This is a genomic window from Streptomyces sp. NPDC002564 (assembly GCF_042889645.1).
GTDB lineage: Bacteria > Actinomycetota > Actinomycetes > Streptomycetales > Streptomycetaceae > Streptomyces.
The window spans coordinates 220,924-235,780 of sequence record NZ_JBIARE010000010.1; the positions used below are offsets into that span (position 1 = coordinate 220,924).

Consider the following 14,857-nt stretch of genomic DNA (forward strand, 5'->3'; position numbering starts at 1 on the left):
GTCACAGGGAGAGCCACAGGTCCTGCATCCGGTGCTCCGAGATCCCGTCGGTCGGCCTGAAGTCGTACCGGTGCAGATCGACCGGCCCTGCGGTGAACGCCCAGTCCAGCCGCCAGAAGGGCAGGGACCGGTTGAACAGGCCGCTCATCTCGAACTCGGCCGGTGCGTTGAACTTCCAGCTCAGCGGCACGAAGTCGGTGTTCGCGCGCAGCGCGTCGTCGGCCGTCGCGCGCAGCCCGTCCAGGTCGCGCATGGAGGCGGTCGAGTTGAAGTCCCCCGCGATCACCGCCGGGTTGCCGTTGCCGGCCACGTCCCGTTCGAGTCCCCGCAGTTCCTCCTTCCGCCAGGCGGCCTTGCGGCGGAAGTACGCGTCGAAGTCGAAGCCCGAGAACGGGTTGAGGTTGTCGAGGGCCAGCGGCACCGTGATGTGCGTGTTGTAGACGCTGAGGGTCTTCTTGCCGAGCCGCAGGTCGGTGCGGAGCACCTTGTCCCTGAGGAAGACCCGGTTGAAGGGCGTGCCGGGGGCGGCGTCGAGCTCGGCGCCGGGGCCGACCGGCGGCTCGGCGGCGATCGGGAACCGGGAGAGCGTGAGCAACTCGCCCCTGCGGGCGATGAAGTAGCCGGGGAACTCGGCGCGCAGCCGTGCGTCGTCGTCGAGCCGGATGTACCCGTCCTCGCCGCGCCCCGGCGTCCAGGCCACGTGCTCCTGCAGGAGGTAGACGTCGGCCTTCTGGCGGTGCAGCAGGGCGTACAGCCGGTCGACACCCGCGGCCTTGCCCCAGTACTGGGTGTTCAGGGACACCACGTGCAGCGCGCCGGGCGGCACCGGGCCCGGATCGCGCCACAGTGCGGGCCAGTTGAGGCCGGAGCCGGTGGTGAGCGCGAGGAGCAGGCCCGCCGACGAGGCCGCGGCGGCCCACGGCCTGCGGCGTCCGCAGGCCAGGGCGCTGGCCGTGAGGAGAAGGACGGGGACGGCGACCAGGAGGACCGGCGGCGTGGCGTCGAGCAGGATCGCCCAGTGCCACCGGCCGCTGACCAGCCACCGGACGACCGCGTACACCAGCCAGAGCCCGGCGGCGACGAGCAGCACGCGCCCGTACCAGAGCCGCAGCAGACGCCCGATCCGCCGCCCCCGGCCCGGCTCGTCCACCCCCGGCCCGTCGGCCGGGGCGGCGGGGGCGGCGGGGGCCGGCTGCTCGGAGGCCGGTTCCTTCGGGACCGTCTCCCCGGCGACCGGGGCGTCGGCTGCCTGCGTCACGCCGTCGCCTCCTGCTGGTACATGCGGCGGAAGCGCCCGCTGAGCGCCCACTGGCCCAGGCCCGCGGCCAGGCCCGCGACCACGGCCGTGTTCATCAGGAGGTGGCACGCGGTGAAGAAGACGAGGAACGCCGGACCGCGCTCCTTCGCGACGAACGTGTACTGGCCCAGGTCCGCCAGGACACAGACGGTCAGCCCGAGCGCGGGGACCAGGGCCGCCACCGGCCACACCAGCGCGAACGGCAGGCTGGCCAGGGTGAGCGCGGCCAGCACGGAGGCCACCGCGCGCCCGCCGGTCTCCATGCCCTGCATGGCGCGGCCCCGGTCCAGGTAGAACGGCACCCGCAGCCTGCTGCGGACGAACGCCTTGCGCAGCAGCGGCCGCATCCTGCTCTCGTCGGAGAGACGGCCGCGGATCCTGGAGGTCAGCAGCATCGGATGGCGGGCGGCGAGCCGTTCCGCGTGGTCGATCTCCTCGGTCTGGCGCAGCCGGGGGTTGAACCAGCCCGCTTCGAGGAAGGCGGCGCGGCGGACCGCGCCGAGCGCGTAGAAGCCGCCGCTGACCAGGCCTTCGGCGCTCTTGCGCCAGTAGTGGTACTGCAGGATGCGGTAGTCGCACACGAGGCCCTCGTCGAACAGCGGCTCCTTGTCGGGGATGCCGAACACCGCGGCGTAGGACGGGTTCTCCTCGAAGAGCTCGACCGCCTGCGCGACCGCTTCCGGGTGCATGGTCAGGTCGGCGTCCAGGAAGAAGACGATCTCGCCGGTGGCGTGGCGGACGCCGAGGTTGCGGGTGGCGCCGGGGCCGCCGTTGCGTTCGGCCCGCACCAGGGTGACGGGGTGCGCGGCGGCCAGCTCGGCGGAGTCGTCGGTGCTGGCGTCGTCGACGACGATCACTTCCAGCTTCGGATAGGTCTGTTCCCCTATGGAGCGCAGGCACAGGTCGACGGTGCGGCGGTCGTTGTACATGGGCACGACCACCGACACGAGGGGTGCAGCCATAACGGTCCTCTCAGGCGATCTGGAACGCCACGAGCAGCGCGGCCCACAGCGACGAATTGGTGATCATGGTGGGGTCGCGCAGCAGGGTGCGGACGGGATTGCCGCCCTCGCTCTTGACGACGACGATCTGCAGGTAGCGGAAGAGCGCGAACAGCGCGCAGGGCGCCGTGATCAGCACGCCGGCCGCGTAGTCGGATTCGGTGCGCAGGTACATCAGGTACCCGACCATGGTCAGCGCCGAGCACATCACCAGCATCAGGTCCAGGAAGTGGGCGGAGTACCCGACGAGCGCGGGGCGGTGCCCGGTGCCGGACACGCCGAGCTCGTGCCGCCGCTTGCCGAGGATGAGGACCAGGCACAGCGTCAGGACCGTGAGCACCAGCCAGCCGGCGACGGGCGTGCCGCTCGCCTCGTAGCCGCCGAGCAGCCGCAGGACGAATCCGGAGGCGACGATGAACACGTCGAGGAGCGGCAGGTGTTTGAGCCGCCAGCTGTAGGCGGCGTTGACGACCAGGTAGAGCAGCACCGGCCAGGCGCCCGCGGGCCCGAGCCAGACGAGCAGCGGGGCGAGCAGGGCCACCAGGGCCGCGCCCAGCACGACGGCCGCGCGCATGCTCACCCGGCCCGAGGCCAGCGGCCGGTGGCGCTTGACGGGGTGGCGCCGGTCGCGTTCCACGTCCGCCATGTCGTTGACGACGTACACCAGCGACGACGCGAGGACGAAGGCGGCCGTGGCGACGGCCACCCGGCCCGTCGCGCTCCAGCTCCAGGCCGCGCCGAGCAGGGGGAGCGGCACGACCAGGAAGTTCTTGGGCCACTGGCCGGGCCGGATCAGGGCGATCGGCCCGGCGGGCCGGGGGCCGTCGCCGGCCGGGGCGGTATTCGCCCGGGTGTCGAGGAAGGTCATGGCGCGCCCCTCAGAAGAAGATCTTCGCGGCGGTCAGCAGGCCCTGACTCCACGGGTCCCTGCTGGTGCGGCCGGTCGCGCCGCCCGTGGGGGTCTCGTGGCGGGCGGTGCGCCACCACTCGTAGGTGCGCAGCACGGCGTCCTGGTTGGAGTACTTCGGCGTGAAGCCGAGCTTCGTGTGCGCCTTGTCGATGCTGACGTACGAGTCGTCCATCAGCTTGTGCAGGAGCCGCCCGTACACCGGGGAGAGCCTGGCCTTCTGCAGGGCGCTGAGCACGCCGAGCGCCGGGCGCGCGGGCAGGCCTATGACGCGCTTGCCGTGCCCGGCCGCGTCCAGGACGGCCTGGAAGTCCTCGCGGATCGTGCCGAATTCGGCCGCGGCGAGGTTGTACGTGTCGTTGGCCGTGTCGTCGGGCGCGCCCAGCACGGTGACGACGGCGTCGATCAGGTCGTCGATGGCGAACATCTGGATGCGGACGTCGCCCTTGCCGAGGACGGGGAAGTTGCGGCCCTCCTCCGCCCACTCGAACAGCATCGAGAACAGGCCCATGCGGCCGGGCCCGACGAAGGTCTTGGGCCGCAGGATCGGTACGCACATCCCGTCGCCGCGATACCGCTCGGCGACCTCCTCCGCGGCGGCCTTGGCCCGGCTGTAGGTGTCGACGGGCTCGCGCGGGTACTGCTCGGTGGTGGGCACCACGCTCGGCAGCCCGTACACGGCGGTCGAGGAGATGTGGACCACGCGCGGCGTCCTCGCCGCGGCGGCCGCGGCGAACACGTTCTTGGTGCCGCCGATGATGATGGACCGTATCTGCTCGTCGGGGTAGCTCGGCAGGGCGGCGGCCGAGTGCACGAGCACGTCGGCGCCGTCCAGGGCGCGGGCCATGACCTCGCGGTCGCGGATGTCGCCGACGAACCGCACGCCGGGACCGGGGCGCAGGTCGACACCGCGGACCTCGTGGCCGTCGGCCAGCAGACGTTCGGCGAGCCTGCCGCCGAGCATGCCCGCCGCACCGGTGATCGTGATCACCACTGTGAGCTCACCTTCTGCTTGATGAAACGGGTGACAAGACGGCCGAGGCTCTGTTCGAGGACCTCGCCGAGCGCGTCGACGGTGCGCTCCACGTCGACCGGCTCGGTGACCAGGGACGGGCCGAGGATGAGCGGGTTGCGGCCGTTGAGGGTGTAGTACGCGAAGATGCCGTGGTCCTCGTAGAGGGCGCTGATCACGGCGCAGGTCACCAACTTGGCCTTGAAACGGGGGTCCTTGGCCATGCCGCCCGGCGCGAGCCGTGCCACCAGGTCGAGGATCTTGGGCCCGCCGTCGATGAAGACGCCCCAGAGCGCGCCGGCCCCCGCGACCTTGCCGATCGCGTCCGGGTACTCCTTGGCGAGGCGGGCCAGCCCGGGTTCGAGGACGGCCTCGATGGCGCGGGCGCGGGCCGGATAGTCGTCCTCCACGGCGATGTTGACCGCTTCGAGGGCGGTCGCGCACTCCTCGCCGAAGCCGTAGTACGTGGTGGAGGTGGAGTTCAGGAGGGAGTCGCCGAGGTTGTCGTACGCCTTGCGGAAGACCGGCTCGCGGGCGACGTAGGCGGAGATGGAGGACTTGCCGCCGCCGAAGGACTTGGAGGTGGTGACCACGTCCGGGATCAGGTCGGGGTAGCGCATGAAGTGGAACATGCTGCCGGTCTTGCCCCAGCCGGTGTAGATCTCGTCGAAGATCAGCACGATGTCGTGCCGGGTGCACAGCTCCCGCAGCCCGCGCAGGAACGCCTCCGAGCACCACTGGATGGTGGAGGCGCTGAACGGCTCGACGAGGATCGCGTAGACGTCCTTGGGGTGGCGGCCGATCGCCGCGCGCACCGAGTCCAGGTCGCCGTAGTCGAAGGTGTCGATACCGGGGATCGTGGGGAAGGCGAACTGGTTCTGTCCGGTCAGGCCGCCGGAGCCGAGCAGTTTGCCGTGGAAGGCGCAGTCGGCACGCAGGACGGTCCGGCGCTTGCCGTTGTGGTACTTGTATGCCAGCTTCACCGCGCCTTCGACCGCTTCGGCACCGGAGTTGGGCAGGAACGACATGTTCAGGTCGCCGGGGAGGACCTCGGCGAGGTTCTGGCTGAGCGCGGCGAGGTAGGGCGAGAAGTAGGTCTTGTGGACCTCCATGCGCTTGTCGCGGGCGAAGCGTTCCCGCGCGGCCAGGATCCGCGGGTGGTTGTGGCCGTGGTTGAGGACGCCGACACCACCGGTCACATCGAGGATCCGGCGGCCGTCCCGCAGGGTCACGTAGGCGCCTTCGGCGTGGTCGACCAGCTCGCGGCCGAAGCCGAACGAGGTCATCAGGGACACCTGGCTCTTGTTCACGTACCGCCGGTACAGGTCGTGCACCTCGCCGACCTCGAGTTGTTCGGCGCCGTCAAGGGTGTACACGGGTTTCTCCCATCGGAGTTTCGGACCGGGCCGGTACGGGCCGCGGGGTTTCGGGGAAGTGGGGCGCGGGCCTGAGCCGGGCCCAGGCCAGGACGACGGCCGAGCTGCCGAGTTCGGCCAGGACGCAGACGACACGGCTCGCGATGGCCGCGGTGGCGGCGGTGCCGCCGGGCAGCACGGTGGCCAGGGCCGCGGTGATGGTCAGCTCGCGTACGCCCCAGCCGTCCGGGACGATCAGGGCGAGGCTGCTGACGACGGTGGCGAGCGCGAAGGCGCCGACCGCCGCGGCGAGACCCGCCCCCAGCGGCGCCCCCAGCGCGACCGCCAGGAGCCACAGGTGCAGCCCCGAGGTCAGCCAGGAGGCCACGGCCAGCAGCATCGCCCGGCGCACCGCGGCGTCGGGAGCCGGTTCGACGGGTCTGCGGGCCAGCCGTGCCAGGGCCGTGACGGGCCGGGTCGTCAGCGCCGGCCACACCACGCAGGCCACGAAGAACAGGGCGGGCAGGCACAGCCACAGCCACTGGTCGGGCATCGCGGCGGGCGCGGCGAGCAGGCTGACGCCGGCACCGGTGAGGATGGTCAGGGCGAGGCTCAGCAGGTAGGCCGAGGTCATCTGGGCCCCGGGCACGCCTGCCGCACGGCCGTGGGCGACATGGGTGAGGACGCCCCACACGCGCCCCGGCACGTACTTGCTGAGCTGCCCCAGGAAGTAGATCTTCGCGGCGTACAGGCCCCGGATGGGGTGCTCGCCGGGGATGAGGACCCGCCAGGCGTGCACGGCGAGGACCAGGCCCCCGACATTGGCGAGCACGGAGAGCGCCAGCAGCACGAGGGCCTCGGGCCTCGCGAACTCCCGTGCGGCGTCCGCCCCTTCGTTGCGCACCACGACGTAGACGCCGATCAGGGCGGCGACCACGATGACGGGCGTGAGCAGCCGGCGCAGTCGGTCCATCAACGGCCGACCTCCGTCCCGGGGGCGGTGCGCCGGGAGGGCGCCCCGCCGGGCGTGCGCACGGCGCCGAGTGCGGCACCGGTGAGCAGAGCGGTGTGGGTCAGCAGATGGACGCCGACGAAGAACGGCACGAACCAGGGCCCCCGGTGACGGGCGACGAACCCCAGCAGCCCGGCGTTGGCGGCGCAGAAGGCGAGCAGCGCGGCCACGGGCAGCAGGGGGTACCAGAAGGCGAACGGCAGGGTCGCGAGCAGCAGGGCGGCCGTGGCGACGGAGGCCGGGGTGTTGGCGGTGAGGTTGCTGCGCCCGCCCCGGCGCGCCGATCTGAGCGCGGGGACGAGCAGCAGGGCCCGCCGGAAGGTCTCGGCGAGGAGCGGCCCGATGCGGTGCTCCTCGTCGTGGCGGGCGACGATCCGGTCGGTGAGGACGATCCGGTAGTGCGGGGCGAGCCGGTCGCTGAACTCCAGGTCCTCCGAGTCGCGCAGCCGCTCGTCGAAGCCGCCGAGATGGTCGAACACCCGCCGGGGCACGGCCGCTTGGGCGAAGAACGCGGTCTCCACCGCGCCGACACCCTTGGCGCGCCACCAGTGGGCGTGCAGCACCTTGTAGTGCTCGACCGGCCCGTCGTCGAAGAGCGGGTCGGGCGCGATCACGCCGTGCACGCAGCCGCAGGCCGGGTCCGCGTCCAGGATCTCCAGGGCGTTGGCCACGGAGTCCGGGGTCAGGGCCTCGTCCGAGTCGAGGAAGAAGAGCACGTCGCCGGAGGCGGCGGCGATACCGGTGTTGCGTGCCGCCGACACCCCGCGGTTCCCGTCGCCGCGGATCAGGGTGCACGGGTAGCCCCGGGCGACCTCGGCGGTCCGGTCCGTGCTGCCGTCGTCCACCACGATCACCTCGTGGATCCGACAGGTCTGGGCGTAGACCGAATCCAGGCAGGCGGCGAGCGTGCGCGCACAGTTGTGGGCCGGGATGACGACCGATACGGAAGGGGGCATGCGGCCAGTTCAGTGCCGCCGTGTATCGGCCGGATATTGGATGAGTATCGCGGCCCGCGCCCACCGCCGCGCGCCTCGCCGGATCGCGTCCGGGCCAACTCCACCGCACGTCAGAGTAGTTGTGGACGCTGCTACTGTTCGGCCGCATGTTTCTCAAGCAAGCCCTGCGGCCGCGTGCCGAGGGCCCCCGTGCGACGCCCGGGCCCGACGCCGCGGACCCCGCCGCGCCGGGACCCGGGACACGGCGCGACCGGCCCGGCCGCGTCCGCACCGCGGCCGCCCGCACCGTGATCGCGGCCACCGTGCTGTGGGGTCTGTACTCGCTGCTCAACGTGGCGCTGAGCGGGCGCTGGTGGCTGTGGCTGCTGCCGGACCTGGTCCCGCCGGTGTGCTTCGTCGCCGTGCCCGTCGCCCTGCTCGCGCTCACCGGTGTGCCGGCCCGCGCGGCCCGCCGGTGGCTCGTCCCCGCCCTGGTCCTGCTGCTGGTGACCGGGGTCTCGCGCGCGGGTCTCCACTGGGGCGCGCTGGTCCCGGGCGGCGGCCCCGGCCCGGCGCCCGCCGGGGCCCTCAAGGTGTTCTCGTGGAACACCAAGTACTGGGACACCGCCGATGATCCGGACGCCTTCTACCGCTTCCTCAAGGCGCAGGACGCCGATGTGTACCTGCTCCAGGAGTACCTGGCCTGGGTGGACGACCGGCCCGCGCCGATCGACGAAGAGGCCAGGATCCGCAGGGAGTTCCCCGGCTATCACCTCGTGGTCCTGGGCGAGCAGGTGACGCTCTCCCGCTTCCCCGTCGTGGCCCGGCCGCCCGTGGGGCAGGGCGCGTCGATCCGCGCCGGGACGCCGTGGCGCGAGGTGTTCGAGCGCGGCAAGGTGCTGCGCACGGACGTGCGGGTGCGGGGCCGCGTGGTGTCCCTCTACAACGTGCACATACCCGTGCAGCTCGACATCGGGCGCAACTGGCTGAGCCGCGGCTTCTACGGGGAGATGCGGCAGCGGGACGCGGCCCGCCGCGCGCACTACGCGGCGCTGCGGAGGGACGCCGCGGGCAACCCCAACCCGCTCCTGGTCGCGGGGGACTTCAACACCACGCCCGCGATGGGCGATCTGGACGGGCTGCGCGACGCGCTCGACGACGCCCTGCCCGCCTCCGACACCTTCATGCCGGGCACCTGGAACAGCGAGGGTCTCGGACTGTGGCGCCTGGACTGGGCGTTCACCAACGACGCCCTGCGCGTGCACCGGTACGCGTTCGAGGACCCGGCCGGTCTCTCCGACCACCAGGCGCAGAGCCTGCTGGTGTCGCTCGCGCGCTGACGGACGGCCCCGGGGCGACGGCCCCGGGGCCGGACCGTGGTCCTGCCGTCAGACCCCGGCCTCGTCGAGGCGGCGCCGCTGGTCCGCCTCGAGCACCACGTCGAGGGCGCCCATGGCCTCCTCCACCTGGGAAAGCCTGCTCACCCCCACGATCGGCAGGATCCGCGGGTCGTCGTCGAGCAGCCAGGCGAGCACCACCTGGTTCACGGTCACGCCGAGCTCACCGGCCACCTCGCGCAGCGCCGCGAGGCGCGGGGGAGTGCCCGGGTGGTCGTACGCCGCGGGAAGCTCCACGTCGTCGCGCGTGTAGGCGCCCGAGAGCAGCGGACTGTAGGCCCACAGCCGCAGGTCGCCCTCGGCGCGTACGTAGTCGAGGAGTTCGCCGGTGACGTGGACGTGGGCCGACGAGGGCAGCGGCATGTCCAGGCGGGGCTGGAGGTAGGAGTAGCGGTACTGCAGGTGGGTGTAGCGCGGGCGGTCCCCGGCGAGGGCGCGGGCCCGCTCGGTGCGCCACACGGCGTGGTTGCTCACGCCGAGCTCGCGCACCGTGCCGCCGTCGACGAGGTCGGCGAGGGCGTGCACGGTCTCGGCGAGCGGCACGGACCGGTCCTCCAGGTGGGTCCAGTACACGTCGATGCGGTCGGTGCCCAGGCGGCGCAGGCTGCCCTCGACGGCCGACCTGACGGCCTTCTCCGACAGGCCCTCGGTCGCCGCGAGCCCGGGCGCGGTGGGCCTGCCGCCCACCTTGGTGGCGAGCACCACGTCGTCGCGGCTGCCCCGGTCCGCCAGCCAGGCGCCGAGCACGGTCTCGCTCTCGTCGCCGGTGGCGCCCTCGAGCCAGTACGCGTAGTTGTTCGCGGTGTCGAGGACGGTGCCGCCGAGTTCCGCGAAACGGTCGAGGAGCGCGAAGGACGTCTCCTTGTCGACGGCGGTGCCGAACCCCAAGGTGCCGAGGGCGATGGTGCGTTGACCTGTCGTCATGTGTGGTTCTTCCTCCGTGTGGGCGTCGCGCGTCCGCCATGTATACCCGCAGCGCCGCGGAAAGGTCTAGGCCAACCAGGCCCGCGCGGCAGCCTCCGGCGGTCCGCGCAGCAGCCGGTCTCGCCGGCCGGCGGTTCGGCCGACCGGCGGTTCGGCCGATCGGCGGTTCGCCGCGGAAAAACCGAAGGCGCAGCTCCGGGACGTCCAGGCATGATCGGACCTTCGACCTTCCGACCACTCGGCTCGTCAGGAGAGACGACGATGCTTGCCCCCATAGGTGACCTGCTCGACCCCGCCCTGCTCGCCCGCTGCCTCGACGAAGGCTTCGTCCGCGAGCAGAGCCACCCCACGCTGCCGCTGCGCATCCTCAACTACACCGAGAGGGCGCAGTTCGAGCGGGAGTGGAACGAGGTCACCCGGCAGTGCCGCGGGCTCGTCGTCGACGCCCAGGGGCACGTCGTCGCCCGGCCGTACGCGAAGTTCTTCAACTACGCGGAACACCCCGAGGGCACCTTCGGCCTGGACGACCCCGTGGTCGTCACCGACAAGCTCGACGGCTCGCTCGGCATCCTCTACCCGGTCCCCGGCGGCGGCCACGCGATAGCCACCCGGGGCTCGTTCGCCTCCGACCAGGCCCTGCACGCGACGGAGATATGGCAGGAGCGCTACGCCGCCACCGCCACGATCGCCCCCGGCGTCACCTACCTCTTCGAGATCATCTTCCCGAAGAACCGGATCGTCTGCGACTACGGCACCCTCGACGACCTCGTGCTGCTCGGCGGCGTCGAGCTCGCGACCGGCGCGCCCGTACCCGCGGCCGACCTGCCGTGGGAGGGGCCCCGGGTGGACACCTTCGACTTCACGACGCTCGCCGAGGCCCTGGCCGCCGCGCCGCGTCCGGGCGCCGAGGGCCTCGTGCTGCGGTTCCCCGGCCGGGACGACACCATGATCAAGATCAAGCAGGACGACTACGTGGCGCTGCACCGGATCATCACGGGTCTCAACGCCCGGATGGTCTGGGAGCGCCTAGGGGCGGGCGACACCGCCGCACGGATCTGCGACGGGCTGCCCGACGAGTTCCACGGCTGGGTCAAGGAGGTCGCGGCGGATCTGACCGCACGGCGCGACGCGGCCCTCGCCGAGGCGCACGCCGAGCACCGGCGCGTCCTCGCGGCCCTCCCCGAGGGCTGGTCGCGCAAGGACTACGCCGCGCTCGCGGGCCGTTCGCCGCTGCGCGGCAGGCTGTTCCAGCTCCTGGACGGCCGCGACCCGTCGGAGCGGATCTGGCAGACCCTGCGGCCCGAGGGCGACACGCGCCCCTTCCACCCCACCACCGAGGACGACTCCTGATGCCTTCCCTGCACTTCACCCGTGGCCTGCCCGCCAGCGGCAAGACCACGTGGGCCCGCGCCTGGACCGCCGAGGACCGGGCCGGCCGGGCCCGCGTCAACCGTGACGACCTGCGCGCCATGCTCGACTCCGGCGAGCACGTCAGGGGCGTGACGGAGAAGCGTGTCATGGCGGTCCGCGACGCGGCCGTCCTCGACCTCCTGCGCCGCGGGTACGACGTGGTCTGTGACGACACCAACCTGCCGCAGCGCGTCGCCCGCGACCTGGCCCGGCTCGCGGCCCAGGCCGGCGCCGAGCTGCACGTGCAGGACTTCACCCACGTCCCGCTCGCCACCTGCCTGGAGCGGGACTCGGCCCGCGAGGCCCCGGTGGGCGAGGAAGCCATCCGCGACCTCCACCTGCGCTACCTGGCGGGAAAGACCTCCCCGCTGCCGCTGCCCGAGGAGAGCCCGACCGCCGCGCCGACGGGACGGCCGTACGAGCCGAAGCCCGACAGCCCCAAGGCGGTGATGGTGGACATCGACGGCACGGTCGCCCAGATGACGGGCCGCAGCCCGTTCGACGAGACCCGGGTGCACGAGGACCTGCCGAACCCGCCGGTCGTCCAGGTCGTCCGGGCCCTGCACGCGGCGGGCCACCGCATCGTGTTCCTCTCCGGCCGCACCGAGGGATGCCGCGAGGCCACCGAGGCGTGGCTGACCGAGCACGTCGGCGTCCCCTACGCGGGGCCGTTCATGCGGCCGGTGGGTGACTCCCGCAAGGACTCGATCGTGAAGGTGGAGCTCTTCGACGCCCATGTGCGGGACGCGTACGACGTCGTCTGCGTGCTCGACGACCGCGGCCAGGTCGTCCGGGCCTGGCGGTCCATCGGCCTGACCGTGCTCCAGGTCGCGGAAGGAAACTTCTGAGACCGACGCCGGATCGAGCGCCGTCCGACGAGCCCGCGCGACGCGGGCATGTTCTTGTTCCACAAGTTTCCTGGCTGCTTTGCCATCAGCGGCAAAAGACTGTGACGACTCGCTCTCCGCCCAGAATGGGGGCGTCCTGGCATCCCTCTGGGGTCACAAGGTAGGGGCCTACCCACCTGAGGGAGCGGACCGTCGGGGCGTCCTGGTCGGGGTAGGTGCGGCGGTGAGGCCGAACGAACCACTGGTGGCGGTGGATACGGCCGGCGGTGACGCGGGCGCCGCGGCCGTCGTCGGCTGCTGGCCTGATGGACTGGCGGAGCGTGATGTGACGGACCTGGGTGTCGGGGTGCTCGGCATCAGCCCGACGTAGGCGTTTGCGGGTGGCGGCGTCGGGCCGTACCTGCTCGGCCTGCCACAGGGCTCGGCGGGCGTCGGCAGGCTGGCGGATTGGCAGCAGGGGGTGCCCAGCAGGGTCCGGATGATCCGAAGCTGGTCCTCGTAGATGTCGTCGACCTGTCCAGCGCCCACGCCGTACCGGTCCTTCGCCGGACGACCGTACTCGTCGACGGACCTGGTGTGCTTCAGCTCGCCCCACCCAGTTTCAGCGTTCAGAGGGATCATCGCGCCGAAGCCGATGTCCAGATCACCGGCCAGCGAGTCGCAGACCTGCCGGGCCCAGGTCGGGTCGGCCCGGCTGCCGAGCTCCTCCAGAGCCCACCGGTAGGAACTGGCATCGTCCAACATGAACCAACGCACCATCTTGATCACAGGAGCCACGCAGGGCCTGGGCCGCGGCATCGCACTCGACCTGGCGGGCCGCGGCCACACTGTCTTGTTGCACGGCCGCGACCGGACCCGACTGGAAACCGTCGCGGCCGAGGTACGGGCTGCCGCACCGGATGCGACCGTACGCACCTTCCTCGCCGATCTCGCCGACCTCGACCAGGTTCATGCGCTCGCGGCCCGGATCCGGGCGGTCGAGCCACGGCTCGACGGGTTGGTGAACAACGCCGTCGTCGGCGGCGGCCCCGACCCCCAGGTGCGGCAGCTCAGCCGACAGGGACACGAACTGCGCTTCGTGGTCAACCACCTCGCCCCCTACGCGCTGGTCCGCGGGCTACTTCCCCTGCTGAGAGACTCGGCGCCGGCCCGTGTGATCAACGTGGCCTCGATGGGACAGGAGGCCATCGATCTTGACGACGTCATGCTGGAGCAGGGCTACGAGGGGCTGCGCGCCTACTGCAGGAGCAAGCTCACCCTGATCATGGCCACCTTCGAGTTGGCTGCGGAACTGGACGGCACCGGCGTCACCGTCAACGCGCTGCATCCCGCCCATTTGATGGACACGTCTGCGGTCCGCGCCTACGGCCTGACCCCCGCCACCACCATCGACGAGGGCGTACGGCCGACCGTGCGGCTGCTGCTCGATCCGGAGCTGGCGACGACCACCGGCCGCTACTTCGATCAGTTCACCGATGCCCGGGCGCACGAGCAGGCATACGACACCGAAGCCCGGCAGCGACTGATGGCGTTGACTCAGACTCTGTGCGACAGATCATGATGTGAGCCGCAGCCGGATCGTGGTCACGGTGACGGTGCCGTGGAAGACGAAGCGGGCCTGTCGAACCCAGTGGGCCGGCCGCCGCGGCTGCCGCGCCGTTTGCGGTGCCCGCGCTGGTCCCTGAGCTCGGGGACGGTGTGCTTGATCTGGCGTCGTCGCTGTTAGCGGCGGTTACGGCGGGAGGAGTACGCCTTGTCGCCGATATGGTCCGGACGGGTGCGAGGATGCCCGCTGCCGAGCCGGCCGATACGGATGTGTCCAAAACCGGAATGAACTGCGGTGCGTCGCCCCACTGTCCGGGTGTGATCAGCAAGGAAAGCGGGGGGACCCACCTTCGCCGGCAAGATGAACCGTGCAGTTCAGGCCGCCCCGGAAGCGTCCGAGGCCCTCATCAGGGCGGTGCTTTCGGGGCGTGCGCCTTTTCCCGGCACCCGCGGCGGCCGCTTCCCTGCTTCCGCCGCGTGCTGGTGACTCCGGCATGAGGTGGAGCCCACGCTCACCATCGACCAGTCGATGCGGCCCTCCATCGGCCAGCACGGCGGCGAAGATCTTCTCCCGTGTACCGTGCGCCGACCAGCGCCGATGTCGCTCATACACGGTCTTCCACGGGCCGAACCGCACAGGCAGGTTCCGCCAGGGAACCTCGGTTCGCAGCCGGAATAGGATCCCGTTGATCACCTTGACGGACGGCGCAAAGCAACCGGATGCATCGGCGTACCGCAACCGCTCCGACGCCAGCCCTCCCGCGGGCCGCGGAGCAGTGCCTTTCGCAGGGCAGTCGCCGTCGGCGACTCCAGCGTGCCGACGCACGGCGGCCGGCCGCCGTGCGGGGGAGACGGAACGGCCTTTGCGGGGCCGCCCCCGCGGAGCCGCGCAGCCTTACGGAACCAAGACCGAGCAGACCGTCGGCGCCACCAAGGAAGCTGCCGGACGCGCTGTGGGCAACGAGTCCCTCACCGCCGGGGGGCTGCGCGCAGCAGATGAGGGGTGACGCCCGCCAGGCCAAGGAGAAGGCCAAGGACATCGGCAAGCACTGACGCGCACCATGCGGCATGGCGGTGGGGGGGGGCGCCCCCGGGCGCCCCCCCCCCCCCCCCCCCCCCGGGGGGGGGGGGGGGGGGGGGGGGGGGGCCCCCCCCGGTATCCGCCGCGGAGCGGCGGGGCTGTTTGCGGGCGGCGGGGGCTCAGGCGGAGACGT

At 72.0% G+C, this 14,857-nt stretch carries 12 protein-coding genes and 2 pseudogenes; 5 read left to right on the top strand and 9 right to left on the bottom strand.

Features of this window, described 5'->3' with window-relative positions; genetic code table 11:
- Position 1: 1 nt before the first annotated feature.
- From ACFYXE_RS30505 to ACFYXE_RS30535, 7 genes are read right to left on the bottom strand one after another with little or no spacing between them, the layout of a single operon-like run.
- Entirely contained in the window at positions 2-1,258 is a 1,257-nt protein-coding gene (locus tag ACFYXE_RS30505; RefSeq protein WP_389318088.1) for an endonuclease/exonuclease/phosphatase family protein, read from the bottom strand.
- Positions 1,255-2,259 carry a glycosyltransferase family A protein gene (locus ACFYXE_RS30510; RefSeq protein ID WP_361167948.1) on the bottom strand — a complete coding sequence of 335 codons (1,005 nt, stop codon included), beginning with the start codon at positions 2,257-2,259 and terminating at the stop codon, positions 1,255-1,257. Before ACFYXE_RS30510 ends, ACFYXE_RS30505 begins: the two co-directional genes overlap by 4 nt.
- A gap of 10 nt (positions 2,260-2,269) precedes the next feature.
- A complete protein-coding gene (locus tag ACFYXE_RS30515) occupies positions 2,270-3,166 on the bottom strand; it encodes a UbiA prenyltransferase family protein (RefSeq protein ID WP_389318091.1) in 897 nt (298 codons plus the stop codon).
- Between the two features lie 10 nt (positions 3,167-3,176).
- Complete coding sequence (locus tag ACFYXE_RS30520) at positions 3,177-4,199, bottom strand: NAD-dependent epimerase/dehydratase family protein (RefSeq protein ID WP_361167954.1); 1,023 nt, start codon at positions 4,197-4,199, stop codon at positions 3,177-3,179.
- The gene (locus tag ACFYXE_RS30525; RefSeq protein WP_361167957.1) at positions 4,193-5,593 is read right to left on the bottom strand and encodes an aspartate aminotransferase family protein; all 1,401 of its coding nucleotides are present in this window, start codon (positions 5,591-5,593) and stop codon (positions 4,193-4,195) included. Before ACFYXE_RS30525 ends, ACFYXE_RS30520 begins: the two co-directional genes overlap by 7 nt.
- Positions 5,580-6,545, bottom strand: a complete 966-nt coding sequence (locus tag ACFYXE_RS30530; protein WP_361167960.1) for a lysylphosphatidylglycerol synthase domain-containing protein — start codon at positions 6,543-6,545, stop codon at positions 5,580-5,582. Before ACFYXE_RS30530 ends, ACFYXE_RS30525 begins: the two co-directional genes overlap by 14 nt.
- Entirely contained in the window at positions 6,545-7,540 is a 996-nt protein-coding gene (locus ACFYXE_RS30535) for a glycosyltransferase family 2 protein (protein WP_389318094.1), read from the bottom strand. Before ACFYXE_RS30535 ends, ACFYXE_RS30530 begins: the two co-directional genes overlap by 1 nt.
- A gap of 146 nt (positions 7,541-7,686) precedes the next feature.
- On the opposite strand from ACFYXE_RS30535, the gene ACFYXE_RS30540 reads away from it, so the two are divergent.
- A complete protein-coding gene (locus tag ACFYXE_RS30540) occupies positions 7,687-8,859 on the top strand; it encodes an endonuclease/exonuclease/phosphatase family protein (RefSeq protein WP_389318096.1) in 1,173 nt (390 codons plus the stop codon).
- A gap of 48 nt (positions 8,860-8,907) precedes the next feature.
- On the opposite strand, the gene ACFYXE_RS30545 is transcribed toward ACFYXE_RS30540, so the two are convergent.
- Positions 8,908-9,840 carry an aldo/keto reductase gene (locus tag ACFYXE_RS30545; protein ID WP_389318098.1) on the bottom strand — a complete coding sequence of 311 codons (933 nt, stop codon included), beginning with the start codon at positions 9,838-9,840 and terminating at the stop codon, positions 8,908-8,910.
- Positions 9,841-10,101: 261 nt separating this feature from the next.
- Between ACFYXE_RS30545 and ACFYXE_RS30550 the strand changes: the two genes are divergently transcribed.
- From ACFYXE_RS30550 to ACFYXE_RS30560, 3 genes are all read left to right on the top strand, one after another.
- Positions 10,102-11,190, top strand: a complete 1,089-nt coding sequence (locus tag ACFYXE_RS30550) for an RNA ligase (RefSeq protein WP_389318100.1) — start codon at positions 10,102-10,104, stop codon at positions 11,188-11,190.
- Positions 11,190-12,098, top strand: a complete 909-nt coding sequence (locus tag ACFYXE_RS30555; RefSeq protein WP_389318102.1) for an AAA family ATPase — start codon at positions 11,190-11,192, stop codon at positions 12,096-12,098. Before ACFYXE_RS30550 ends, ACFYXE_RS30555 begins: the two co-directional genes overlap by 1 nt.
- A 742-nt stretch (positions 12,099-12,840) precedes the next feature.
- The gene (locus tag ACFYXE_RS30560) at positions 12,841-13,659 is read left to right on the top strand and encodes an SDR family NAD(P)-dependent oxidoreductase (RefSeq protein ID WP_389318104.1); all 819 of its coding nucleotides are present in this window, start codon (positions 12,841-12,843) and stop codon (positions 13,657-13,659) included.
- Between the two features lie 56 nt (positions 13,660-13,715).
- On the opposite strand, the pseudogene ACFYXE_RS30565 reads toward ACFYXE_RS30560, so the two are convergent.
- Positions 13,716-14,340 (bottom strand): annotated as a pseudogene (locus ACFYXE_RS30565) (IS5 family transposase); the annotation flags it as partial.
- A 166-nt stretch (positions 14,341-14,506) separates the two neighbouring features.
- Here ACFYXE_RS30565 and ACFYXE_RS30570 point away from each other — a divergent pair.
- A pseudogene (locus tag ACFYXE_RS30570) lies at positions 14,507-14,696 on the top strand (CsbD family protein).
- Positions 14,697-14,857: the final 161 nt, after the last annotated feature.

Bases quoted from the DNA above. Each gene is read 5' to 3' on its own strand.
- ACFYXE_RS30510 (WP_361167948.1), bottom strand. From the start codon at position 2,259: ATGGCTGCACCCCTCGTGTCGGTGGTCGTGCCCATGTACAACGACCGC.
- ACFYXE_RS30550 (WP_389318100.1), top strand. From the start codon at position 10,102: ATGCTTGCCCCCATAGGTGACCTGCTCGACCCCGCCCTGCTCGCCCGC.
- ACFYXE_RS30545 (WP_389318098.1), bottom strand. From the start codon at position 9,840: ATGACGACAGGTCAACGCACCATCGCCCTCGGCACCTTGGGGTTCGGC.
- ACFYXE_RS30530 (WP_361167960.1), bottom strand. From the start codon at position 6,545: ATGGACCGACTGCGCCGGCTGCTCACGCCCGTCATCGTGGTCGCCGCC.
- ACFYXE_RS30560 (WP_389318104.1), top strand. From the start codon at position 12,841: ATGAACCAACGCACCATCTTGATCACAGGAGCCACGCAGGGCCTGGGC.
- ACFYXE_RS30535 (WP_389318094.1), bottom strand. From the start codon at position 7,540: ATGCCCCCTTCCGTATCGGTCGTCATCCCGGCCCACAACTGTGCGCGC.
- ACFYXE_RS30515 (WP_389318091.1), bottom strand. From the start codon at position 3,166: ATGACCTTCCTCGACACCCGGGCGAATACCGCCCCGGCCGGCGACGGC.
- ACFYXE_RS30540 (WP_389318096.1), top strand. From the start codon at position 7,687: ATGTTTCTCAAGCAAGCCCTGCGGCCGCGTGCCGAGGGCCCCCGTGCG.
- ACFYXE_RS30555 (WP_389318102.1), top strand. From the start codon at position 11,190: ATGCCTTCCCTGCACTTCACCCGTGGCCTGCCCGCCAGCGGCAAGACC.